The 22,989-nt window shown below is 40.7% G+C and carries 23 protein-coding genes; 12 read left to right on the top strand and 11 right to left on the bottom strand.

Features of this window, described 5'->3' with window-relative positions; translation table 11 throughout:
* The first annotated feature begins 245 nt into the window (after positions 1 to 245).
* Positions 246 to 374 (top strand): hypothetical protein, encoded by a 129-nt coding sequence (locus tag H6G75_RS33560; RefSeq protein WP_277884097.1) that lies wholly within the window; start codon positions 246 to 248, stop codon positions 372 to 374.
* A 111-nt stretch (positions 375 to 485) separates the two neighbouring features.
* Here H6G75_RS33560 and H6G75_RS18680 read toward each other — a convergent pair whose 3' ends face one another.
* Complete coding sequence (locus H6G75_RS18680) at positions 486 to 779, bottom strand: hypothetical protein (protein WP_190981504.1); 294 nt, start codon at positions 777 to 779, stop codon at positions 486 to 488.
* A 138-nt stretch (positions 780 to 917) separates the two neighbouring features.
* On the opposite strand from H6G75_RS18680, the gene H6G75_RS18685 reads away from it, so the two are divergent.
* Both H6G75_RS18685 and H6G75_RS18690 read left to right on the top strand, forming a co-directional pair.
* Entirely contained in the window at positions 918 to 1,586 is a 669-nt protein-coding gene (locus H6G75_RS18685; protein WP_190981505.1) for a Uma2 family endonuclease, read from the top strand.
* A 200-nt stretch (positions 1,587 to 1,786) separates the two neighbouring features.
* Positions 1,787 to 2,020: a hypothetical protein gene (locus tag H6G75_RS18690; RefSeq protein ID WP_190981506.1), complete on the top strand. Its 234-nt coding sequence runs from the start codon at positions 1,787 to 1,789 to the stop codon at positions 2,018 to 2,020.
* A gap of 104 nt (positions 2,021 to 2,124) precedes the next feature.
* Here the strand turns inward: H6G75_RS18690 and H6G75_RS18695 are convergent, their stop codons facing one another.
* On the bottom strand, positions 2,125 to 2,721 hold the full coding sequence (locus tag H6G75_RS18695; protein ID WP_190981507.1) for a TetR/AcrR family transcriptional regulator: 597 nt from the start codon (positions 2,719 to 2,721) through the stop codon (positions 2,125 to 2,127).
* Positions 2,722 to 2,919: 198 nt separating this feature from the next.
* Here H6G75_RS18695 and H6G75_RS18700 point away from each other — a divergent pair, with 198 nt between their 5' ends.
* Positions 2,920 to 4,503 (top strand): DHA2 family efflux MFS transporter permease subunit, encoded by a 1,584-nt coding sequence (locus tag H6G75_RS18700; RefSeq protein WP_190981508.1) that lies wholly within the window; start codon positions 2,920 to 2,922, stop codon positions 4,501 to 4,503.
* A 161-nt stretch (positions 4,504 to 4,664) separates the two neighbouring features.
* Here H6G75_RS18700 and H6G75_RS33565 read toward each other — a convergent pair whose 3' ends face one another.
* The 4 genes from H6G75_RS33565 to H6G75_RS18715 all read right to left on the bottom strand — a co-directional run bounded on the left by H6G75_RS33565 (position 4,665) and on the right by H6G75_RS18715 (position 10,210).
* A complete protein-coding gene (locus H6G75_RS33565) occupies positions 4,665 to 4,799 on the bottom strand; it encodes a hypothetical protein (protein ID WP_277884098.1) in 135 nt (44 codons plus the stop codon).
* Positions 4,800 to 4,848: 49 nt separating this feature from the next.
* On the bottom strand, positions 4,849 to 6,561 hold the full coding sequence (locus tag H6G75_RS18705) for a diflavin flavoprotein (RefSeq protein WP_190981509.1): 1,713 nt from the start codon (positions 6,559 to 6,561) through the stop codon (positions 4,849 to 4,851).
* A 244-nt stretch (positions 6,562 to 6,805) separates the two neighbouring features.
* On the bottom strand, positions 6,806 to 8,524 hold the full coding sequence (locus tag H6G75_RS18710) for a diflavin flavoprotein (RefSeq protein ID WP_190981510.1): 1,719 nt from the start codon (positions 8,522 to 8,524) through the stop codon (positions 6,806 to 6,808).
* Between the two features lie 486 nt (positions 8,525 to 9,010).
* Complete coding sequence (locus H6G75_RS18715) at positions 9,011 to 10,210, bottom strand: argininosuccinate synthase (protein ID WP_190981511.1); 1,200 nt, start codon at positions 10,208 to 10,210, stop codon at positions 9,011 to 9,013.
* Positions 10,211 to 10,894: 684 nt separating this feature from the next.
* On the opposite strand from H6G75_RS18715, the gene H6G75_RS18720 reads away from it, so the two are divergent.
* Complete coding sequence (locus tag H6G75_RS18720; protein WP_190981512.1) at positions 10,895 to 11,905, top strand: formylglycine-generating enzyme family protein; 1,011 nt, start codon at positions 10,895 to 10,897, stop codon at positions 11,903 to 11,905.
* 150 nt (positions 11,906 to 12,055) lie between these two features.
* Here H6G75_RS18720 and H6G75_RS18725 read toward each other — a convergent pair whose 3' ends face one another.
* From H6G75_RS18725 to H6G75_RS18735, 3 genes are all read right to left on the bottom strand, one after another.
* On the bottom strand, positions 12,056 to 14,101 hold the full coding sequence (locus tag H6G75_RS18725) for a serine/threonine-protein kinase (RefSeq protein ID WP_190981513.1): 2,046 nt from the start codon (positions 14,099 to 14,101) through the stop codon (positions 12,056 to 12,058).
* Between the two features lie 346 nt (positions 14,102 to 14,447).
* Positions 14,448 to 14,852: a biopolymer transporter ExbD gene (locus H6G75_RS18730; RefSeq protein ID WP_190981514.1), complete on the bottom strand. Its 405-nt coding sequence runs from the start codon at positions 14,850 to 14,852 to the stop codon at positions 14,448 to 14,450.
* Entirely contained in the window at positions 14,836 to 15,489 is a 654-nt protein-coding gene (locus H6G75_RS18735) for a MotA/TolQ/ExbB proton channel family protein (protein WP_190981515.1), read from the bottom strand. Before H6G75_RS18735 ends, H6G75_RS18730 begins: the two co-directional genes overlap by 17 nt.
* A 407-nt stretch (positions 15,490 to 15,896) precedes the next feature.
* On the opposite strand from H6G75_RS18735, the gene H6G75_RS18740 reads away from it, so the two are divergent.
* Entirely contained in the window at positions 15,897 to 16,484 is a 588-nt protein-coding gene (locus H6G75_RS18740) for a pyridoxamine 5'-phosphate oxidase family protein (protein ID WP_190981516.1), read from the top strand.
* Between the two features lie 464 nt (positions 16,485 to 16,948).
* Entirely contained in the window at positions 16,949 to 18,253 is a 1,305-nt protein-coding gene (locus H6G75_RS18745; RefSeq protein WP_190981517.1) for a serine hydrolase, read from the top strand.
* A 242-nt stretch (positions 18,254 to 18,495) separates the two neighbouring features.
* Here the strand turns inward: H6G75_RS18745 and H6G75_RS18750 are convergent, their stop codons facing one another.
* Positions 18,496 to 18,636, bottom strand: coding sequence for a hypothetical protein (locus tag H6G75_RS18750; RefSeq protein ID WP_190981518.1), 141 nt, complete (start codon positions 18,634 to 18,636; stop codon positions 18,496 to 18,498).
* 26 nt (positions 18,637 to 18,662) lie between these two features.
* On the opposite strand from H6G75_RS18750, the gene H6G75_RS18755 reads away from it, so the two are divergent.
* The 5 genes from H6G75_RS18755 to H6G75_RS18775 all read left to right on the top strand — a co-directional run bounded on the left by H6G75_RS18755 (position 18,663) and on the right by H6G75_RS18775 (position 22,277).
* Entirely contained in the window at positions 18,663 to 18,968 is a 306-nt protein-coding gene (locus tag H6G75_RS18755; RefSeq protein WP_190981519.1) for a BrnT family toxin, read from the top strand.
* Positions 18,955 to 19,251 carry a hypothetical protein gene (locus H6G75_RS18760; RefSeq protein WP_190981520.1) on the top strand — a complete coding sequence of 99 codons (297 nt, stop codon included), beginning with the start codon at positions 18,955 to 18,957 and terminating at the stop codon, positions 19,249 to 19,251. The genes H6G75_RS18755 and H6G75_RS18760 overlap by 14 nt, the downstream gene beginning before the upstream one ends.
* Before the next feature lie 148 nt (positions 19,252 to 19,399).
* Complete coding sequence (locus H6G75_RS18765) at positions 19,400 to 19,936, top strand: GNAT family N-acetyltransferase (protein ID WP_190981521.1); 537 nt, start codon at positions 19,400 to 19,402, stop codon at positions 19,934 to 19,936.
* Between the two features lie 212 nt (positions 19,937 to 20,148).
* A complete protein-coding gene (locus H6G75_RS18770) occupies positions 20,149 to 21,501 on the top strand; it encodes a hypothetical protein (protein ID WP_190981522.1) in 1,353 nt (450 codons plus the stop codon).
* Between the two features lie 161 nt (positions 21,502 to 21,662).
* The gene (locus H6G75_RS18775) at positions 21,663 to 22,277 is read left to right on the top strand and encodes a hypothetical protein (RefSeq protein WP_190981523.1); all 615 of its coding nucleotides are present in this window, start codon (positions 21,663 to 21,665) and stop codon (positions 22,275 to 22,277) included.
* A gap of 45 nt (positions 22,278 to 22,322) precedes the next feature.
* Here the strand turns inward: H6G75_RS18775 and H6G75_RS18780 are convergent, their stop codons facing one another.
* Entirely contained in the window at positions 22,323 to 22,874 is a 552-nt protein-coding gene (locus H6G75_RS18780) for an alpha/beta hydrolase (RefSeq protein ID WP_190981524.1), read from the bottom strand.
* Positions 22,875 to 22,989: the final 115 nt, after the last annotated feature.

Below are 22,989 nucleotides of genomic sequence, written 5' to 3' on the forward strand. Positions count from 1 at the left end.
AGCTTCCTGTTCCCTACAGGTAAGGGCGAAGGCTACGCCCTTACTGAGATTTTTTCAAAAATAAAATATGATTTCTATATATGCTTGAATTTAATATTCAGCCACAGTCCGGTGGATGGTTTACTTTCCCTGAAAATGTTGGTTACGAAATATATCAAACACTTGACTATCCATCAAAAATCATTGAGGGATGAGATGTTTGCTATCTTGAAGTTTGTGGCTGTGAAATATCATTTTCTTATGAAATGCGCGGCATTCATGTTGTTTTTGAGTTGGGTATCATAACAGAAGAAAAAGCTTTTGCGATTGTGACATCAATCAGTCATCGTTTAGCCAACATCACAGGACAGCCAACTGTTGTTTATGAAAGTTAAGAACAAGCCAATTATTAGTAAAATAAATTTAGGTTAGGTGAAACGAAGTGTAACCCAACAATGCCAAGATTATTAAAGTTGAGTTGTGCGATCGCTGTCAACCATACCAAATTAATAAAATTGCAGCTTTTCAACCAAAACTTTCTGCCCACTTTTAAAATTAGAACAGTCTAACTTCGTTGTCAGTCGGAAGTTTAACAAATCATAGCGAGGTTTACCATCTGGATGATTAGCTCTTGGTGGAATATCGAGTGCTTCGATTGAACAACCGCCAATTGTCGAATCTGGAGTTACCCTAAAATTTACTCCTGGTAACTCAAAGTGCTTGACTACGATATTCCGCAAATTACGAGAATTCTGAATAACAAACTCCACTTCAACTTCGATATCAGCTAGAAATTCCATATTTCCCACACTTAGTAAAATAAATAAATGTAGGTTGCATGAAACACAGTGTAACTTAACAATGTCCAGCTTATCAAAGTTGAGTTGTGCGATCGCTCCAACCAATCTACCATATAAAAATTAACAGGAGAAATGACAATGGTCAGCAGCCTGAAAGAACTAATTGATGAGCCAGAATTGGGTCATAGTAACGACCCAGAAGAAAGGTTTATCAGTAGTGGTGTGAGTTGGGACAGCTATGAATCGCTATTGGCGAAACTAGAAAATAACTCTCATTACCGTGTTAATTATTTAGATGGAATATTAGAAATCGTGTCACCGTCAATCAGACATGAAAAAATCAAAACGAATTTAGGAATGCTGTTAGAGCGTTTCTTCTATAGCAAGCGCATTCGGTTTGTACCGATGGGAAGTTCTACTTTTAAAAATAAAGTAAGAAAAGCTGGTGCAGAACCAGACGAATGTTATTGTATAGGCGAAGAGAAAAAAGTACCAGATTTAGCAATAGAATTAGTTTTGACAAGTGGTAGTGTGAGCAAACTAGAAATCTACCGTAGATTAGGAGTTGCAGAAGTCTGGTTTTGGGAGAGAAATCAGTTTAAGTTATATCATTTACGAGACAATTCTCAGCAAGAGCAAGCTACTGTTTACCCTGAGACTTATGGTTATGAACCTCTCTCTCAAAGTGAAATACTGCCAGAATTAGATATTTCTTTGCTAGAACAATGTCTGACAATTTCAGATTCAATTCAAGCGATTGATGAATTTGAGCAAGGATTGAAAGCAGCCGATGAGCCAAAGTCATAGAGATGCGATCGCTGATTTTTGAGATTACTTCTATCTAGGGAATTAATTTTAACTTAATTGATTATACATATAGTAGGACGATATATTGCTGACAACCTATTTAAACTACGGTCAGTAAATATTAATTTTGTGTAGAGCCAAAATTTGTTTTGTTCTTACTTACAAAATTAATCACAGTAGTCAAAACGGAGGGAAAAATCATGAGTGAAAACTCTACTTTACTCCAAGAATTAGACAGTGAAGCATCTGAATTTATCAGTGGAGGTCAACGTCGCCCTAGAGTGTTTTATGCTTGTCCCAGAGATAGATACGTCACCAATGCTGAGGGCTATTACTGGTTCCGAGGTAGAAGGGGATGTCAAGAAGTAGACTACGATGACGCACCTAGACGAGTTAGACGCGAAGTTGAGGACTTTAGAGGTAATTTTGACTAATCTATTTGCTTTTTTCTAATAGTTAGTCAAGTGGGCATTACATACTAAATTTTGAGTGTATTTCGGTTTTTCTAGATAATGCCCACTCTACAAATACTCATAAATCATTGATGATTTTTGCCCACACCTTGAATAATTAGCTCCATAGTCTGACGCATATAAGCTGCAAGTGGTTTTGGTGTTGGTTTAAAGACGATCGCATAATACAATGACCCACTCACCAAATCAATAATTAATTCAATGTCGGCATCTGGTTGAATTTCACCTCTTAATTTAGCGCGTTGCAACACCTCGGCAAAGGCATCACGCCGGGGTTTTGTATATTTTTTCCAGTAGACTTGAGCAAACTGCGGATTACTAGAAGCTGTACTAATAATTAAAGCTAGTGTCTGACAGCCCAGGGGACTTTGGATTCTCTGGGCTGCATGATCAATCACAATATCCATGTCTCCCCAAAAGCTACCAGTATCAGGTATTTGTACATCTTCCCGCACACTTTCGATCGCATCTGCTACCAGTTCCTCTTTGCTGGTGTAACGCCTGTAAATTGTTGCTTTTCCAACTCCCGCCCGGATAGCGATCGCTTCCATACTCATACTTTGGTATCCTACTTCCGCCAGCAGTTCCAAAGTCGCTTGCAGAATGGCTTGATCTGCATTAATACTACGTGGTCTTCCGGGTGAACTGATGTGCTTATTCATATTGCGTTAGTCTCAAACTTCCGACATCAAATATCGCCATTGCAGTCTTATCTATCTTGAGGCAGTTTTTTGAGGTTTACCAAAGTTCACCCTTGACTTATCTTAATATAATACGATACAGTCTCGTATTATAAACAAGAGCGAAAAATCAAAGCTAAGTCTCAAAATTTCGGAATCTAAAGATTACTGCTATTAAAAATGGCTAATATTAAAACTTCTACCTTCAACCAAGCTGGCTATGTACAGGGAAGGCTGAAATGGGCGATCGCCTTTACGGCATCTTTGGGAGCAATTTTGGAAGTAATAGATACCAGTATTGTCAACGTGGCTTTGACTTCTATGCAAGCCAGTTTAGGAGCAACCGTGAGCGAGATTGGCTGGGTAGTAACTGGTTATGCGATCGCCAATGTCGTCTTGATTCCCTTATCCGCTTGGTTAGGAGATTACTTTGGCAAAAAGACATACTTTATCTTCTCCCTGATTGGCTTTACAGTCGCTTCTGTAGTCTGTGGACTATCAATTAACCTACCGATGCTCATCTTATCGCGCATTGCTCAAGGGTTATTTGGTGGTGGACTATTAGCCAAAGCACAAGCCATTTTATTTGAAACCTTTCCCCCAGCCGAGCAAGGTTTAGCACAAGCAGTATTTGGCGTAGGAGTCATATCCGGCCCAGCCATCGGCCCCACTTTAGGCGGCTATCTCACCGATGCTTTAGGCTGGCGCTGGATTTTCTTCATTAACATTCCCTTTGGGATTTTAGCCGTTGTAATGGCTGTAATGTTTCTGCCCCAAGACAACAAAAGTAAAACCCAGAGTCAAGCCGTAGACTGGTTAGGAATTGGGCTATTGGTGATTGCGATTGGCTGTATGCAAACTTTTTTAGAAGAAGGCGAACAAGAAGATTGGTTTGCATCTGGGTTCATCACCAGTTTGGCAATAGCCAGTGTGATTGGATTAGGACTATTTATTTGGTGGGAACTCAAAACATCACATCCGGCTGTAGCGTTGCGAGTCCTGCGCCATCGTTCTTTAGCGGCGGGAAGCTTTTTATCAGCAATTGTGGGTATGGGACTTTATGGCGCACTCTTCGCCGTGCCGATTTTTGCTCAAAGTGTCCTACATTTCACCGCCACACAAACAGGATTATTACTGGCTCCTGGGGCTTTAGCGTCAGCAATTGTGATGATTCTCTTAGGCAAATTATCCACCAAAATAGATGCCCGATTATTGATTGCGATCGGTGGAGTGGGAACCGCTTTTGTGATGTTTGACTTATCAAAACTCACCGTTCAAACAGGCACAGATGATTTATTCTGGCCTTTAGTATGGCGGGGAGCCTTCACAGTCTTGATGTTTTTACCTCTGAGTTTAGCTACCTTGGGGCCGTTACCCAAACAAGATATTTCTGCGGGTTCTGGCTTTTACAACCTGACACGGCAGCTTGGTGGTAGCATCGGGATTGCCATACTCACAACTTTGTTAGATAAACGGGAAGCTTTTCACCGTGCTATTTTGTTAACCAATCTCAGTCCCTATAATTTTGAAACCAATCAGCGCCTCGATATGCTCACGGGAGCAATGCAAAGTCAAGGAATGGATGCAGCCACAGCCCAAACACAAGCATTGGCTTTACTTGAGCAAACTGTAAATATCCAAGCTGCTGTTTTGTCCTTCGCAGATATTTTTCGAGTGGTAGGTGTGGCGTTTCTTTGTTCCTTACCTTTGTTGCTGTTCTTAGGCAAAGGTGGCGCAGGAGCCAAAGCCCCTGTTGGGCATTAGGTCTTGCAACTAAAAAGATATATTATCACTGTGTAGGCAGGAGGCAGGGTGCAGGGGGCAAGGGGGAAGAATCTCTACTTCCTGTCAACTCCTTATTCTCTCTGCGCCTCTGCGTCTCTGCGTGAGATAAATCATCCCGTATTTATACAACGTCGAAATAATTAACCGCAGATGGACGAGGCAGTGCGTTGGGCGGCTCTGCCGACTTGAAGCAACTGCCGTGCAGATAAACGCGGATGAATTTGTATTCTACCCAAATAAAAAAGAGCCAGTGCTGTCCAGAATAATTTCAGCACCGGCTTTAGTTGTAAATATCCGCAGGGCGGTTAGGGAAAGGGAAAATTGTTAGTAATGAGTACCTGTTTTGCGGTGATTAATTGCTGTGACTGCATCTGGTTTAATTAATTTACCGTTGTCAACGGTGGCATAAACTACCCAATGGTCGCCACATTCTAGACGTTGTTCAACGGAACATTCGACGTAAGCCAGCGCATCAGTCAAAACTGTGCAACCATTTTCGGCAGTAGTAGTGCTGAATTGAGCAAATCTATCTTCGCCAGGGGCAAAATTCTTGCGGAAATGCTTCATATATTCCTGGTGATTACCTTCTGCCAGGATATTTAAAGCGAACTTACCACCAGGATACATCAAAGATTCTATGGCGCGTTCTTTGGCGATCGCTACAGTTAAACCCGGTGGGTTAAAGGTAGCTTGCGATACCCAAGCACCCAGCATTCCGGTAGAGACATCGCCTTGCTTGGCAGTAATCACGCAAACTGAACCCACAATGCGGCCTACAGCTTGTTCTACTGGTGTTGCAGCTTGTTGGGGTACGCGGATTTTTTTCGCCTTTTTCAAGTTTTGGGCGAAGTCTGTACCGAGTTCCTCGCAGAACTTGAGGGTAACATCGTCGGGTTTGAATTTAACTTTCAAAGTTTCAAAACCCAGGCGATAGCCAGCATCGCGCAATTTACCTTCAATCATTTCTACAGCTTCGCCACTCCAGCCGTAGGAACCGAAGACACCCGCAACTTTGTTGTTATCGCCAACTTTCAAGACAATACCTAAAGCGGTGTGAATGGGTGTCGGTGCATGACCGCCGATGGTAGGGGAACCGATGATAAAACCGTCTGATTTTTCCACTGCTGCTTGGATTTCATCGGGGGTAGCAAATTCGCAGTTGATCGATTGAACTTCAACGCCGCCTTTGGTTAAGCCGAGGGCGATCGCTCGTGCTAATGTGGCAGTATTCCCGTAAGCTGAAGCATATAATAAAGCCACCGAAATTTCTCGATTTCGTTGAGAACGACTCCAGTCGCTATATGCTTTGGTCAGTTCAATTAAACTACTGCGAACAATCGGCCCGTGACCAACTGCATACATCCGCACTTGGAAATCAGAAATTTTTTCTAAAGCTGCTTCGACGTGCTTCGCTTGGGAAGCCATCAAACAGTTGTAGTAATAGCGTTGGTCTTCTTTAATTTGTTCCCAGTTGTCATCAAAAACTTCATCACCGCAGATATGTGCGCCGAAAAGTTTATCGGTGAACAAAATTTGGGTTTGCTGGTCATAGGTGCAGAGGGTTTCTGGCCAGCGAGGGTTGGGTGTGGGGAAGGATTTCAGCACATGACCCTTGCCTAAATCTAGGGTTTCTTTCCCCCGCATCACCAAAATATTTAAAGAATCATCTGGGAAAGCTGCTTTTAAATTAGCCGCACCTGGAAGGGAACAAACAAAAGTAATTTGTGGAGCTACTTCCAGCAATGTTTTTAAAGTTCCCACCCGGTTGGGGCTAAAATGTCCCAGGATGACGTAATCTAATTTTTTCAAATTAATGTTCTGCTGTAATGCTTCCAAAAAAATTGGTGTGAAAGTATCAGCAGGTGGGTCAATAATCGCCGTTTTATCACCTTCAATCAGATAACAATTAGAGGTTGTACCTCTTTCTAATGCGTATTCAATTTCAAACCGCAGACGTGACTGACTACGCGCTCTGAGAACTTTGATGTTGGTCGCAATGGGAGAAACCTGTATGTCACGGGGTTTGGAATCGGTCATAGGTGTTGGTTGATGTGAAGAGAAAAAGGGCAAAAACCGAGCTTTAACGGATTGAATAAAATCTGAAAAAGGCATAGGAAGTATGAAGTATGAAGTGTGAAGTCTGAAGTGTGAAGTCTGAAGTATGAAACATTATTGAGACAGCAGATTGCAGGTGAATTAGGTACCAATTTTCAGAAGAAAACCCTATTCCCTGTAACCTATCACCTGTTACCTGTTCCCTCTTTCAGACTTCAAACTTGATTTAGTAGTAATTACCTACTTTGCGATGGCGAACAGCAGTTAAGCCATCGGGTTTAGAAACACGACCGTCTTGGACTGTGCAGTATAAAATCCAGTGGTCGCTGCACTCCATACTACTCTGCACTTCACATTCCATGTATGCAAGGGCATCTGTCAAAATGGGTGAACCGTTTTTGGCGGTTTGGGTTTTTACACCTGCAAATCTATCAGCACCGGGATGTAGACGCTTGAGGAAGTGCTTTTTCAGTTCTTGATAGTTGCCTTCTTCTAAGACGTTGAGAACAAAGCGATCGCCTACCTGCATTAAAGCATCAATGGCGCGGTCTTTGGCAACGGCAATTGTAAATCCTAATGGTTGCAAGCTGGCTTGGCTGACCCAAGAAGCTAACATCGCACTGCTGACATCATCTTTTTTGGCGGTGACGATATACAGTCCGTTGCTAATTCTGCCTAGGGCTTTTTCCATGTTCACATCAAGAGCTTTGATTTGCTTGATGTTACGTTCACGGGTGACGACTTGCCCTAAATCTGTGCCGGCTTCTGTACACAATTGATATGTAGATGCGGTGGGTGCTTCTTTAATCCGAATGGCGGGGAAGACTTCTTTGACACCAGAGTCGATGAATTTCCGGCGGAGGGTATCGACTGGTTCATCATCGCCACCAAAGCATTCAAACAAGCCAAAGAATTGTTTGTCTTTAGCAACGGAAATTAAAGAACTAATACCAGCTTGGGCGGCGACGGAGGTAGAAGGAGGCATACCAATAATTAAACCAGCTGCTCTACCTGCAAGTTCTTGAATTTCTTGAGCTTCGGCGGTGCTGAGGTCGAGAAACTCTACACCCACACCAGTTTTTTGAATCCCTTCCGAGATGGCTTGACCGAGGCGATCGCTATAACCATAGTCAGAAGCGTAAAATAAGCCAACGGTAGTTTCGGCTTTAGCTTGTCTTTGGCTCCAGCTTTGATAACACTCAGTCAGAATATCCAGATGATGATAAAGTAAAGGCCCGTGACCGTTTGCGATGATTTTAATCTTGCCGAGTTCGCCCATACGCTTCATTGCATTCAGCAGCGATCGCGCATTTGGCCCCATCAGACAGTCATAATAAAATCTAAAGTCAGCTTCGATCGCTTCTAAATCTTCATCAAAGGTGCGATCGTCACAAAAGTGCATCCCAAAGGCATCGCAAGTATAGAGAGTTTGGGTTTTGCGATCAAAACTAAAAATGGTGTCAGGCCAATGCAAGTTAGGCGCACTCACAAATTCTATTTCGTGACCTTTGCCAATATCAATGCGATCGCCACTTTTGACAATCCGCTTGGAAAAAGGATCATGCACCAAACCTTCCAAGAATTGCAACGCAATCTTAGAAGCTAAAACTGTTGCTCTCGGTGCTAATTGTAAGACATCTTCCACTAAGCCGCTATGGTCTGGCTCTGTGTGGCTAACAATAATGTAATCAATGGTCTTGGGGTTGACGATACTTTTGAGAGTGTCTAAATACAGTTGGCGAAACTTCTGGTGAGAAGTATCAATTAAAACTGTTTGTTCGCCCCGAATTAAATAGGAATTGTAAGTCGTACCGTTTTGCAGTCCGAATTCGATATCGAAGCGATCGCGATCCCAGTCAAGACAGCGAATCGCCGTGGTGTTTGGGGCAATTTCTACAGTTTGGACAGTAAGCCGATGCTGAACATTTTCTGCGATCGCTACCATTATTCGTCTCCGAGCGCAAGTTTTTAATAATCTTTCTCTGCCCCCATTGTGCCGTTAATTGAATTTTAAAGTTGTAATGAAGACTAATTTTCAAAATTTGCCAGTTGTATCAATTATTGCTGTTTTTCAGCATTATTTTTAACTCAGAAATTTTCCTTGTAAATCAGTCCCAGTCAGGGTATCACGTTTTAAATATTAATATTTATTGGCATAATTTAAAATCCCTAACATATCATACATAACTTCTTTTTTTTGGCTATAATTCCGTAACAAAAAGCATAGATTTCCTCACCGATGTGTTTAAAATCAGCGAACATAACACATCTAATTCAGTATGTATTTAGAGGATGTTTTAAAAGTTATCCTATGAGTAATGAAACATTTGAGATCCCCCTAAATCCCCCTTAAAAAGGGGGACTTTGATTCTTGTTCCCCCCTTTTTCAAGGGGGGTTAGGGGGGATCGAAATCCTGTTAGAGAATAAAGTTTATCTATCCTGTTGCGCCCAAATCCGGGTGGGAAGACCCCAAACATAGATAAAGCCTTCGGCGGCTTTGTGGTCAAATTGGTCTTCTGCGCCATAGGTGGCTAAGTCGGGTGTATAAAGAGTGTTGTCACTCCAACGACCAACTATCGTGGCGTTACCTTTGAACAACTTCACCCGCACTGTTCCTGAGACACGTTCTTGAGTTTTTTGAATGAACGCATCCAAAGCAGCTTTGAGGGGACTGTACCACAAACCGTTGTAAACCAATTTGGTGTAAGTGTCTTCAATGCCGCGCTTATATTGGGTGACATCTGCGGTTAAAGTTAAGCTTTCTAAATCGCGGTGTGCGTGAATTAACACCAACATTGCTGGTGATTCGTAGATTTCCCGTGATTTAATCCCTACCAAGCGGTTTTCAATCATGTCAATGCGACCGATGCCATGATTGCCAGCTAACTCGTTGAGTGTTTCAATTAATTCAACGGGGTTTTTAGCTGCACCGTTGACAGTAGTAGGGATACCCTTAGTAAAACCGATTTCAATATATTCTGGCTCATTGGGAGTATCTGCGATCGCTTTTGTCATCTGATAAATTTCTTCTGGCGGTTCGGCGGCTGGATCTTCCAACACACCCGCTTCAATACTGCGACCGAGCAAGTTTTTATCAATACTAAAAGGCGAAGACTTTTTCACAGGTGCGGGGATACCAAACTTTTCCCCGTAGGCGATGGTTTCTTCGCGGCTCATACCCCATTCCCGCGCAGGTGCTAAAATCTTGAGGCCGGGATTTAAAGCAGCACAGGAAACATCAAAGCGTACCTGATCATTCCCCTTACCAGTACAACCATGTGCGATCGCATCAGCACCATATTTTTCGGCTGCTTCTACTAATATCTTGGCAATTAAAGGACGAGCCAGCGCCGTTCCCAGGGGATAGCGATTTTCATAAAGTGCATTAGCTTGAATCGCCGGGAAAGCGTAATCTTTCACAAAGCTGTCTTTGACATCAACTACCAGAGACTCACTAGCACCCGACTTGAGAGCCTTTTCTTTGATTGGCTCTAATTCATCTCCCTGGCCTAAATCTGCGGCGAGAGTTATCACCTCCTCCACACCCCACTCTTGCTTGAGGTAAGGAATGCACACAGAAGTATCTACACCACCTGAATATGCTAAGACAACCTTTTTGGCGCGACCCATTGGTTTCTCCAGTTAGGAAAACAAAGAATGACACAATATTATATCGGACTCTGATGTTGTAAAAGGCAGAAGGCAGGAGGCAGGGAGCAGGAAGCTAAAAGAGATAATTTCATACTTTAGACCACACTGCTCGTCTGTGAAACACATTACTGGTGGTATGTTGAGAGTGAGAGGTTCTACTGGTATTTTGCCAATCAGATTGATTTTATTATCTGCGATCGCTGATTCCCAAGGTGTAGTTTAGCGCGATAGCTTGATTGTCTCTGATTTGGCTTTTGACCTCACCGGAAGTCCCAAGGCATATTTTAGCTAGAATATCTTGACGTTTATGAAAACTAGCATTATATAAAATTAAAATCATTTTTGGACTAGATGTAGCAAAATTTTCTTTAATGTTTCCTTTACTAAATTATTAATTATAAGACTATTGAAATCCCATGTTAATCACTTCTGATTGCTCTTGCGGATTGGCAATATAGCAATTCATAATAGTAATGCAAAGCTACACATTCAACTAAGTAGTTGTTGTTATGGACAAGCCTCATTCACAAAGACCAAATAGATGAAATTTAATTGTCAAAATTAGTGGCAAATGAAAAACAAATCATTTCATTTGGAATTAGTGAAGTAAGGATGATGGTAAAGGGGTAATGATATTTAAACCTAAACAGCAATCAAACTGATATGAAAATAACCAAACGAAAGTTTTTGAAGTGGGTTAGCTTGGGAGGCTCAAGTTTGCTGATAGTATTTGTAGGTAGAGAAGTTGTGAAAGTTCAATCAACCATATCTAAACCTACACTAATCCCGACAAACGATAAGGTATTTGGATTGCCTTTGTGGGAGTTTGAGTTTGAAACAGTGAAGGTAGATAAAAATGGAATAATCATTGAGCCTAAACTTAAAAAGCAAGCCAAATTATTTCAGGAGAACTTGGATCAAAATGTAAATATAGAAATGGTAGCTATTCCTGGGGGGAAGTTTCTGATGGGTTCTCCGAAAGATGAAGCCGGGCGCGACGACGACGCTGAAAGCCCCCAGCATGAAGTTAAAGTTTCCCCATTCTTCATGGGTAAGTATCCTGTCACCCAAGACCAATGGCGGGCTGTGGCGGCTTTAGAGCAAGTTAATCGCCCACTTCAACCCAACCCATCTAACTTCAAAGGTAATAACCTACCAGTAGAACAAGTTTCTTGGGATGATGCAGTAGAGTTTTGTAATAGGCTATCAAAATATACCAACAGACATTACAGACTACCCAGTGAAGCTGAATGGGAGTATGCTTGTAGAGCCGGTACGACAACTCCTTTTTGCTTTGGTGAGGCTCTCTCATCGGATTTAGCGAACTATGATGGAAAGACTATATTTGCTGAAGAGCCAGAAGGTAAATATGTAGGGAAAACAACCCCAGTGGGACATTATGTAGCTAACGCTTTCGGACTATATGATATGCACGGTAATGTTCGTGAGTGGTGTTATGACTATTGGCATGACAGTTATAAAGGCGCACCTACAGACGGTAGTAGTTGGGTAAATAATATTACCGAGAATGATAATAAATATCGGCTAGTTCGAGGTGGTTCCTGGAGCGACTTTGCGCTGAATTGCCGTTCTGCATTTCGTAGTCGTATGGAGCCGGACTTTAAGAGTCTCGCCTTCGGTTTTCGGGTTGTGGTTTCCGCGTCTATGAAATGATTTTGTAAACTTTTGCAGATGAATCTAACACTCAACTTCCCATCGGATACCTTCGCACAATTTAGGCTAACTCCTCCGACATCGCAATTATTGTCCTCTCTTTACGCTTTTACCATTGTTCTTTTCCCAAGTTAATATTTCAAGACAAGTCTACTGTGCAATTCGCCAAATTTTGATGGTATTATCCTCGCTACCACTGACAATTGTCTTACCATCAGCCGTAAAACCAACAGATGTCACGGTATCTGCATGGCCTGTCAAAGTATTCATCACTTCTCCTGTAGCTAAATTCCAAAGTTTGATGGTACGATCGCGGCTGGCACTGGCTAAGGTCATTCCATCTGGGCTAAAAGCAACACAAGTGACGGTATTAGCATGGCCTGTAAAGCTGCGAAGCACTTCGCCTGATGCCACATCCCAAATTTTAATGGTGCGATCGCGGCTGGTACTGGCTAAGGTGGTACTATCAGGACTAAAGGCGACTGATGTGATTGTATTTGTATTACCCGTGAGTGTGCGGGCTGGGTCATCTTGGTAAAGATGCCAAAGTTTAATGGTTTTATCAAAACTCCCACTAGCTAAGTTACGTCCATCGGGACTAATAGCAACTGAACGCACCCAAAATTTATGTCCTTTTAGGGTGCGAATGAGTTTTCCTGTGCCTAAATTCCAAATTTTCAGGGTATTATCATCGCTACCACTGACCAAAGTTTTACCATTAGGACTAATAGCTAATGCCTGAATTGAATCAGTATGTCCTTCTAAGGTGTAAACGATTTTACCTGTTGTCAGATTCCAAACTTTAATAGTTTTGTCATCACTCCCACTTACCAAAGTTTTGCCATTAGGACTAATAGCCACAGCATTGACTTTTTGCGAATGTCCATTCAGGGTTAAGATTTCTTTTCCTGTGGCAATATTCCACATATTAATTATCCTCTCCCCTTCGCCACTGCTGGCAATTGTTTTGCCATCGGGACTAATGGCCACAGAGACAACAGATTTTGCTGTACCTTGGAGAGTATTAGCTAAGGCAATATTTTTAACTGGAATATTAGGTGATTGACCAAAAACAACTTCATTTTGAGAATGACTGTAATTTGTTGGCTTGAGTTTTGATAACAAAATTGCTTGAATTTGGCGATATTGTTGATACCAAGTATCATTAAATCCAAATAATAAGACAAAAGCTGCTGCTAAAACTAAGATTTTTACAAAAGCGTATTGAAATGAGAAAGTTGATTTTGGTTGAGTTACGGTAAATTTGCCCGATGATTGACCGGCGGCTGGTAAGGCGCGTGGTAAGGCGGGAATTAAATCTTTAATCACCTCATCGGCTGACTGATAGCGTTGACTTAAGTCTTTTTGCAACAACTTATTCATGACGTTATCTAATTCTGGCGACAAGGGACTCCGCAAATATTGTCGCCAACTGTTTGCCCAGCCATAACCATGTTCCATCCACAATTGAAACGGGGATGTTCCTGTTAGCAAATGAAAACAAGTAGCCCCCAAACTAAACAAATCACTGGCTGGATAAGCTTTGCCGTCTCGAATTTGTTCTAGTGGAGAATAACCATGCGAACCAATGGATGTGCCACTTTTATTTTTGACTTTTTCGGTTAATTGTTTAGAAGAACCAAAATCAATCAAACTGAGTCGCCCATCATACCGACAGCGAATTAAGTTTTCTGGTTTAATGTCACGGTGAATTACACCGCGATCGTGAATGAATTTAAGTACAGGTAATAAATCAAGTAAAATAGCTTGAATTTCATTGGCTTTATAAACTCGGCGTTGTTGTAATTCTTTTAACAAGTTCTGCCCATTAATAAATTGTTGGACTAAATAAAGGCATTTATCTTGCTCAAAGTAAGCAATGAGTGTGGGAATTTGGGGATGTTCGCCAAGTTCTTGCAGACGTTTTGCTTCTTCTGCAAACAACTCCATTGCTTTTTTCTGCGACCAAGTTCCTTGAAATTTTGGTGCTAATTGCTTAATTACACAAAGTTCATTGAGTTTATCGGTATCTTCTGATAAATAAGTTCTGCCAAATCCTCCCTCATCGGAAAGCACCCGAATCACCCGAAAGCGATTTCTTAACAGTGGCACTAAGGGAGTGCTACAAGTTTGGCATAACTGCTTGCCTTTGGGATTTAGAGGATTTGGGCAATCGGGATTTAAGCAGCAGATCATTATCTGACAGGCGCGACTGCATAAAAATTTTTACTAAATTAACCCCGATATTTCCCTTAATTAAAATTGATGCTCTCGTATTGATGGTAGACCCCTGTGATTGTGGGGAGTGGGGAATTAATTATATAGTCAATTTTGGTAAATGCTCATAAGTTTTCCTCAATGCTGGAAAACCACGAGAGTCATGAGATGAATTTTATCGATTATATATTAACTTGCTCTACTGCCAAACGACATTCGTTATTCATCGCATCATGTTGGTAGCAACTTTAGCAGAAGGAAGATTGAGGATGTCATTAGCCATTTGTAGTGACAAAGAACAAATGACTAATGACCCAAATTTTAGCTAAGGTTTCTGAGTTGCGATCGCTAATTTTGCCCCTTGGACTTGTCTGACTTGATCCATCACCGCCACCACCTTACCATGTGTGACTGTTTCATCAGCATTTACAATCACTAACGCTTCTTGGTTATTGCCAACCAAAGTCCGCAATTGTCCAGCTAAAGCATCAACGGTGGTGGGTTGACGGTTGACACTTACTACTCCATCTTTATCAACTGTCACGGTAATTTTGGCAGGAACCTGCTGCTGTTTGGCTGTCGCAGCTTTGGGTAAGTTGACTGGCAAACCTTCTGAACGAGTTAAAAATAGAGTTGACATAATAAAAAATGTCAAAATCGCAAATATCACATCAATCATCGGCACGATGTTGATTTGCGGGGGTAAATCTGGCTCATCTTGTAGACGCATAAGTTCTGTCTCCTCGTTCATAGCGACGGCGATAGAGCAGTTCTAATTGTCCACCATATTCTTGCATTGCGGCAATCTGGCGTTGATATAAACCTCGAAAGGTGTTAGCAAATAATAGTGTAAAAATAGCGACAACCAATCCTGAAGCGGTGGAAACCAGCGCCTCGCTAATACCTGCGGTCACTCCGGTGGTTTTTGTACCTCCCACATCACCCAAATTTAATGATGCAAAAGACACAATCAAACCCAATACAGTACCTAATAAACCCAAAAGTGGTGCCAGACCAATAATTGTGTCAAAAATATTTTGAAACCTTTTGAGAACCGGAATTTCGGCTTGGGCTTCACTTTCTAGTGCCAGACGAAATTCTTCAGGCGTGGGTTCTTCTAATTGCAGTGCTGCTAAAAAAATGCGGGCTACAGGCAAGTCTGCATTCTTTTGCAACTTATCCAATGCACTTACCACATTATCAAGGCGGTAGAGATTCAAAACTTCGCGGATAACACGATTTTGCCGAGTATTAATCCGATACCAAAAGCGCACTCGCTCGATAATTAATGCGATGCCTACCACACTAAACGCCAGCAGCGGCCACATCACTACGCCGCCTGCTTGAAACAGTTGATTGATGAACATGCAATATCTCTAAAGAACTAAATGGACAACGTTACAGTTAGATTAATAGTTTACAGCACTAAATGATATATCTTATCAATAAAGTACCCAAAAAAATCAAAAGCTCCGTCAAGTTAAATCTTCTTTTGCTGACATAATTATTGAGAACATCTCCAAACTGAATTATCTAAAACCCTTGTAAATAAAGGGTTTGTCTCAGGATACTGTAGATAACAATAAACTCAGGGATTTGAGCATCTGATTGCTTGACTTTGGCGACAGCTAGTTTTAACAGGGAGCAATAACTAATAAGAACTCGCAACAAATTCTGAGATTACCCATAAATCTGTTCCTTACTCCTCATGACCTACGGCTACAGGTAGTTTATAAATCAAATTTGTTGACGTACTTTTTATTCTTGAGCATCTATGGCTAAACTATTTGACTCGATAACCGAAGAGTTACAAGAGTTCATTGCAGCCCAAAATCTATTTTTTGTAGGGACTGCACCCCTGAGTTCTACGGGTCACGTTAATTTATCTCCCAAAGGTCTTGATTGCTTGCGAATCTTGTCACCTCATCAAGTAGCATACCTCGACCTGACAGGTAGTGGTAACGAAACTTCTGCCCATCTGCAAGAAAATGGTCGCATTACTTTTATGTTTTGCGCCTTTGTGGAACCGCCGCGCATTTTGCGACTTTATGGTAAAGGATACGTAGTTTTACCGAGTTCTGCTGAATGGGACTCGTTATCTTCGGTGTTTCCTCAGATACCAGGGACTAGACAAATTATTGTTGCTGATATTGAGATTGTGCAAACTTCCTGTGGTCTTGGCGTTCCTCTTTATGAATACCAAGGTCAACGTCAAACGCTAGTCAAGTGGGCAATTCAAAAAGGGGAACAGGGAGTAAGAGAATATCAACAACAGAAAAACAGGATCAGCATTGATGGTTTACCAACACATTTGAGTCAATTACAGCAGAATGCAGGAGACAGGAGTCAGAATACAAAATGAAAACAGGCTATATACTTAATTTTGAACTGAAATGCTGTATTTCAATCGGTTGGAATCTGTTGTATGTTTAGGCAAAATTAGCATTTCACCGATTTCTATTTAACCTACGCCAAAAAATCCAAAAATTAGGGATTTATTGTCAATTGTCCATAGTCTAAAAAAGCTGGATTTTTGACTATTGACTGTGGACTTTTGACAAAAATAACCTTTATCCAGAGAATTTATGATTTTGGCTCACTTAATTCTGCAATTTATCCAAAATATCTTCAAAAATCTCTATGTATTAGTTGCTTTTCTGGCAGATGTTCCTGATTAAATTTATGGTGAAGGAACTATTATGTGGTTTGCGTGTCTTGACGTAATGATTTGCTACGAATTATGATTCGAGTTTATTCCGGATCAACCGGTACGGTCTCGAAAATTAGTGCAAGTAAATTCAACTGTCGCTCTCAATAATCACACGCATGAGATTACGCTTATTTCTGCTTAGCGTTGTCAGTATTGTCCTGCTTTCTTCTCCAGCAAAAGCCTCTCGCTTAGAATCTTGGAGTTTTGACACCGCCCAAAATCAACTTAACATTACTACTGTCTCTGGTGTGAAGCCTAGAGCATTTTTAATTCAAAATCCCACGCGGTTAGTTATTGATCTTCCGGGTACAAAACTGAATACAAATACAATTCGGAAAAACTATGGTGCGACAGTCCGCGAAATCCGTGTTGGTAAGGTTGACGATAACACCACAAGATTAGTAGTTGAATTAGCACCAGGATACACCGTAGACCCTGCTAAGTTATTGGTTCAAGGTGATTCTGCAACTCATTGGATAGTAAAATTCCCTTCAGTGCAACGGATTCAAAATCCTACTGATAATAATGTTTCTACATCCAGCGAAGAACAAATTCCTGTTGCTGTTAGTGATGTTTCTTTGTTTGCGGGAGTTGTACCTTTAGGTAAGGAAATACCACAATTGCGATCGCGGGTACAAGCATTAGCATCTCGATATCGTTCCCTTGACCCAGGATTGTTCTTTTTAGATTTAGATACAGGTAACTATCTCGATTTCAATGGTGAGAAAGTATTTCCCGCCGCTAGTACCATTAAATTTCCAATTTTGATTGCCTTATTTCAAGAAATTGATGCTGGTAGAATCAAACTGAATGAAACCTTGGTGATGCGACGTGACTTAATCACTGGTGGTTCAGGAGAATTTCAATATAAACGTGCTGGAACTCGTTTTAGTCTGTTAGAAACTGCGACTCAGATGATTACCATCAGTGATAACACTGCTACCAACATGATTATTGATCGCTTGGGTGGTAAGGCTATCTTAAATCAGCGTTTTCGTAGTTGGGGACTGCAAAACACTGTTGTACGGAATTTACTCGGCGATTTCAAGGGTACCAATACAACCAGCGCCAAAGATTTAGTTAGGCTGTCAGCGTTGGTTGCAAATAATCGCTTGTTGAGTGATTCTAGTCGTGGTCGTGTCTTAGGTATTATGCAGCGTGTTCATAACACCAAATTATTACCTGCTGGTTTGGGTAAAGGTGCGGTGATTGCTCATAAAACCGGAACTTTAGGCATTGTACTAGGTGATGCTGGAATTATTCAAATGCCATCCGGTAAGCGTTATTTAGCTGGAATCTTTGTCAGAAGACCTTTTAATGATTTGAAAGCTAGAGATTTTATTAATCAAGTTTCTCGGATGGTTTATGGCTATTTAGACCAACCAAGAGTAGCTACCACCGACAAGCCTGAATCATTGTAATGTCAGAATTTAGAAGTTAGAATTCAGAATCAGCTAATTCATCACAAAAATTATATACCAGCGTCTAACGCACCATCATAATCTGGCGGTGCGTTAGTGGCGTATCTAGACTAAAATGTTGCATGAGAAACACCTGATTCTTGGGTTTCAAAAATCGGATAAAGGTGTTTAAGTTTGACACGAGCATCATCAGTGTTAAAATGCCATTTTTTATATTGCACTATTTTAGTCTTGACACGTAATTATGTGGATTTACTGAGATAAAAGTGATTTTTGGATGTGCGATCGCTTTGTTGATTATCAGATGAAATGCGATCGCTACACATGGTTAGTGATTTTAAGGTACGGGTTATTATAGATAGTCGGTGCGATCGCGCAGGCATCGCGCCTATGAAGATAAAATATATGTATGGATATTGTTTATCGCCTACAAGGTGTTGAATTTGAGTGGGATAGCAACAAAGCACAAAGCAATATTGAAAAACATGGTGTTACCTTTGAAGAAGCCACAGAGGTTTTTTTCGATCCTTTCTACCAAACTGGTGATGCAAACCCTATCAATGCTTCTAGTAGCGAACTACGCGCTTTTATCATTGGGTATTCCCTTGAACAACGTTTGTTCCTTGTAGTCTATGTAGAACGTGGATTACGAACTCGCATTATTTCTGCTTGTCCTGCGACTCGTACAGAGAGAAAACTTTATGAACAATCCTGAAGAGGAATTTATCTTACAACTGCACTCACGCCCCAATGAAACAGTAACCTTAGAAATACCCAAAGATACTTTAGAATCTCTGAAAAAAATAGCAGAAAGTCGAGATATGTCCTGTGAGGCATTACTTAAGTTTTATATTGGGCAAGGTTTACGCCAAGATTTAGCTAAGTTATTTTCTAACCGTGTGCTAGAGGCTACTGCTCAAGTGCTGGCACGACATATTGAATCAGAAGCAGAAATTTCTCATATTTTACAAGAAATTCGTTCTCAAACTAATTGTTAGTGCATACGCTTTGTTGATTATCGGATGAAATGCGATCGCTACAAACGGTCAATGATTTTTAGGTACAGGCTAATATACAGAGGTAAGTGCGTTGGCACAGTCCGCTTTAGGCATCGCTCTTTTTCGGTGCAAGATATCTTCTTAGAATATGAATGATTCGATTCGTCTCCTTACACCCGAAGATGAACCTTTTTTATGGCAAATGCTGTGCGAAGCGGCACACATACAACAAGAAGGTAAAACTATTCAGGATGTAATGAATAATCCTGATTTGGCTAGATATGTTCAAGGTTGGGGACGCAAAGCTGATTTAGGCTTCGTTGCTATTCATACAAACACTCATCAACCTGTAGGAGCAGCGTGGATACGGTTATTAACAGGGGAGAATCGAGGATATGGGTATATTGATGATTTTACACCGGAGCTGGCGATCGCAACTCTCCCGGAATATCGCAATCAAGGTATAGGTACAAAATTACTCACTCATTTACTCACAACCGCCAGAAAGTCTTACCCAGCCATATCACTCAGTATTAGAAGCACAAATCCGGCTTTGCAGCTATATCAAAGGTTCGGTTGGCAAGTTGTCCCTGATAGCGAAACTGTGAACCGCGTTGGAGGTATTTCTTTCAAGATGAAACTAGACTTTCAGAAAGATAGAAGTCTTTTTTATTTAACGAACTAGATTAAGTAGAAAGGCGTAAAAACAACGAAGTATGTAACTAAAAGTAAAGTTGCCCCAAACCTTCTTCCCTCCTACCTTGACCTAACGATAAATATTCATACCCACCTACTTATTTATTTTTTGGAATACCCTAAAAGAAATATAGCTATTGCTAGATGTGGTTCTCTGCCAAAACGCTATAGGCTACAACTGTTGAGCAGAGAGATTCGCTTGTGGATGTCTTAGTAAAAAGAGCGCAAACACTTAAACAAGCTTTGGTTGATTTTGTCCTGGATGCTGAAGGTGAACTAGCGCAAGCATTAGAGGTTTATGCAGCCACACAGTCGCGTCGGGGAAATGGCGATCATACGCAACAAGATTTAATTATAGATAGGTTTATTACAGAAGGGAAAGTTGGTGAGAGTTCCCCTGTAGAGTTATTTATTGCTAGTAATGCAGATTTAACACCGAGCGATCGCAATTTACTCAATAGTTGGCATCGTAGCTTTATTGGCTTATTTACCATCACCCAAATTCTAGCTGATGGTTTGGAGTTGATGAACTGGCTGACGGCTAAACATTACACAGTCCTGACAGCAAAAAATTACATTGTCAAGTCTAATGGTACGGAAAAACAACAAGGCATATCTCGTTTCCAGCCTGGAGATATCTTACTTACCCGCATTTCTCCCCTGACTGAAAATGAATGGATATTTTCTGGCCCTCACACTTTTATGGGTAAACTTGGCAAGCCAAAACTTGCTGTGGCTATTGGGAATTTTAAAGATAATTATAAAAGTCATCTTTACAGCGATGCTCCTGAATTACTAGAAGAAGCATGGCACTCAGTCGAGCAGTATCATCAGCAGTTTATTGACTTTTTTGGTAGTGATGAAGTTACTTTACCAGGATATCAATTAAATAAAAAAATAGTTGAATTTCAAGAAATTATCAGTGAGAAATATCTCCAAGCTGCTGGATTAGATACTTCTAAATCTTTAGATGAGGTAGCAGCAGAAGCAGGTATCAGTCAAGATGAAATCGCCGCAGCCGCGAAAGAAGTTGGTGTAGATTCTAATGTAGTTTCGCAAATGCTGAATGGGAAAAACGGCAAACAAAAAATGGTTGCACCAAAGGTTGATTTACCTGCTGAATTGCGAAAAGCAGAACAAGTCACAGCAATTTCTCATCCGCGTTGGGGATTGATATTTTTACCAACATATACTAAATTTAAAACTATTTTATTAGCTGATGATTGGCGCAAAATTGAAGGTGCAGAAAAACTAATTCGTTATTATCTGGAAGATAAAAGTATTAATGCTTATATCTGGCATCGGTTAGCACAACAATACCCAAATCAACTAGAAAAAGTCTTGCAAGATTTTTTGCAACGTCCAGAGTTTAACTTGAGTCATGACTTAGATAAACTCTTGCAAGAGTATGGTAAGCCTATCGAGCCAGAATTACCAGAAATTGCCAGTGTGCCTTTACATTTACATAATTTGTTTCAAGAAGCACTAGCAGAAGTTAATAAATCTAAACCTAAAGCTAAAGGGCAAAAACAAACAGTTAGGGGTTTTGGTTAATTCTTAATTAATTTATAGGCTGGCTAATATTTAACCTAGAGGATACCCGATTTATTGAATAAATCGGGTATTCGATGCTTTTTGAGCATAAATCTGGAATTTTAACTGTAAAACTTGAATTGTATATTGTATAACTTGATATAAGTTCTCAGGGTCAGAATATGGCAAGCTTAAATCGTGTGCTATTTACTCAAGATACAATTCTTAAACAAGAACCAGTGCAATCTAGTCAATTGCCAAGTACGAAACAAGAAAAGATTCCGATTGGGACTTTACTGGTGTTGAAGTCTTACGAAATACCTGCGGCTCATTCTGAGTACTATAAATTATCTTTAGAAGATATTCAATTTAAAGGTTTTAGTAGTAACTGGTATGCCTTTGGCAAACACACCAAAATTATCCCAGATGAAATTACGCCTGTGGAAAATATTCAAGCGATCGCTACTAAGCAACAAGCCAAAAATACAGTAAATATAATAGTAGATCGCCAGTCTGTCGGCAATCAACAAGGGTTTCTTAAATTGGTGTTTAATGTAGATACCATCATCAAGCGCCAACCTGTAGATTCTAAAGACCTGAAGGATCAATCCAAGCAGGCAATTCCAGGCGGTACAGAATTAATTTTATTCACCGACAAACCAGACAACAATAATATTGTGAAATTTACTCTGAAGGATAATCATCTCAAATTTAGTCTGAAGGATATTGAATTTAAAGGTTTCTCGAAAGATTGGTTTGTCTTTACACAGCACGTTGGGATTCAACGTGTAGATTAATCGATAGAGACGTTGCAATGCAACGTCTCTAAATAAATTTAGTATCTAGAGAACTTTTGCCAAGCTACTTAATCTTTCATAAACTGGAATGAGGCGATCGCCTTCTATTTCCACAGTATGATCTGGATAATGACGAATTGCACCTAACAGAGTAATTTCCCCATCGTGCTGAATAGACTTACTCAAAGATGTTTCTAGCGCCTGTGCATCTAACTCTCCCGCAGGCGGATGCACCACATCACCAATTTGAGATAGTAAAATCGGCCCTGTCCAGCCAGACAGCAAGCTATTTAAATAAGCAGGTTCAGCTTTAATACCTGCAACTAAGGCTTTACGCGCTACATTTGGGTCTTGTTTCGCCGCTTGTAAATAATTGCTAATTGTTGGGGTAGTCTTACCTGTTTGCACAAACTGATTTAACTCTGCAACCGAAACAGGCCCTTGAAAGCTACCATACTTTAAAATCACTTGTTCAGCAGCATTAGCACTAGCACTAAATAACAAAACACTAGCACCAACTCCTAAAGCCACTGTCTGACTCAAGAATTTACTAAACTTCCACCCAGTTAATTGATTCCAAACTTGAAAAATCTGCATTTAATGTAACTTCCTAGTACTGTGGAGCGTTCAAAAGTCTAAAATATCTAAGCTTTCTAATCACGACAACATATTAACTAGGTTATCTAACATAGATTCAGTTTGGAGTATCCAC

Source organism: Nostoc sp. FACHB-280, assembly GCF_014697615.1.
Taxonomy (GTDB): domain Bacteria; phylum Cyanobacteriota; class Cyanobacteriia; order Cyanobacteriales; family Nostocaceae; genus Nostoc_B.

Bases quoted from the DNA above. Each gene is read 5' to 3' on its own strand.
- H6G75_RS18745 (WP_190981517.1), top strand. From the start codon at position 16,949: ATGAGATTACGCTTATTTCTGCTTAGCGTTGTCAGTATTGTCCTGCTT.
- H6G75_RS18780 (WP_190981524.1), bottom strand. From the start codon at position 22,874: ATGCAGATTTTTCAAGTTTGGAATCAATTAACTGGGTGGAAGTTTAGT.
- H6G75_RS18710 (WP_190981510.1), bottom strand. From the start codon at position 8,524: ATGGTAGCGATCGCAGAAAATGTTCAGCATCGGCTTACTGTCCAAACT.
- H6G75_RS18755 (WP_190981519.1), top strand. From the start codon at position 18,663: ATGGATATTGTTTATCGCCTACAAGGTGTTGAATTTGAGTGGGATAGC.
- H6G75_RS18775 (WP_190981523.1), top strand. From the start codon at position 21,663: ATGGCAAGCTTAAATCGTGTGCTATTTACTCAAGATACAATTCTTAAA.
- H6G75_RS18760 (WP_190981520.1), top strand. From the start codon at position 18,955: ATGAACAATCCTGAAGAGGAATTTATCTTACAACTGCACTCACGCCCC.
- H6G75_RS18690 (WP_190981506.1), top strand. From the start codon at position 1,787: ATGAGTGAAAACTCTACTTTACTCCAAGAATTAGACAGTGAAGCATCT.
- H6G75_RS18725 (WP_190981513.1), bottom strand. From the start codon at position 14,101: ATGATCTGCTGCTTAAATCCCGATTGCCCAAATCCTCTAAATCCCAAA.
- H6G75_RS18700 (WP_190981508.1), top strand. From the start codon at position 2,920: ATGGCTAATATTAAAACTTCTACCTTCAACCAAGCTGGCTATGTACAG.
- H6G75_RS33560 (WP_277884097.1), top strand. From the start codon at position 246: ATGCGCGGCATTCATGTTGTTTTTGAGTTGGGTATCATAACAGAAGAA.
- H6G75_RS18735 (WP_190981515.1), bottom strand. From the start codon at position 15,489: ATGTTCATCAATCAACTGTTTCAAGCAGGCGGCGTAGTGATGTGGCCG.
- H6G75_RS18715 (WP_190981511.1), bottom strand. From the start codon at position 10,210: ATGGGTCGCGCCAAAAAGGTTGTCTTAGCATATTCAGGTGGTGTAGAT.
- H6G75_RS18705 (WP_190981509.1), bottom strand. From the start codon at position 6,561: ATGACCGATTCCAAACCCCGTGACATACAGGTTTCTCCCATTGCGACC.
- H6G75_RS18720 (WP_190981512.1), top strand. From the start codon at position 10,895: ATGAAAATAACCAAACGAAAGTTTTTGAAGTGGGTTAGCTTGGGAGGC.
- H6G75_RS18765 (WP_190981521.1), top strand. From the start codon at position 19,400: ATGAATGATTCGATTCGTCTCCTTACACCCGAAGATGAACCTTTTTTA.
- H6G75_RS18695 (WP_190981507.1), bottom strand. From the start codon at position 2,721: ATGAATAAGCACATCAGTTCACCCGGAAGACCACGTAGTATTAATGCA.
- H6G75_RS18680 (WP_190981504.1), bottom strand. From the start codon at position 779: ATGGAATTTCTAGCTGATATCGAAGTTGAAGTGGAGTTTGTTATTCAG.
- H6G75_RS18740 (WP_190981516.1), top strand. From the start codon at position 15,897: ATGGCTAAACTATTTGACTCGATAACCGAAGAGTTACAAGAGTTCATT.
- H6G75_RS18685 (WP_190981505.1), top strand. From the start codon at position 918: ATGGTCAGCAGCCTGAAAGAACTAATTGATGAGCCAGAATTGGGTCAT.
- H6G75_RS18750 (WP_190981518.1), bottom strand. From the start codon at position 18,636: ATGCCTGCGCGATCGCACCGACTATCTATAATAACCCGTACCTTAAAA.
- H6G75_RS18730 (WP_190981514.1), bottom strand. From the start codon at position 14,852: ATGCGTCTACAAGATGAGCCAGATTTACCCCCGCAAATCAACATCGTG.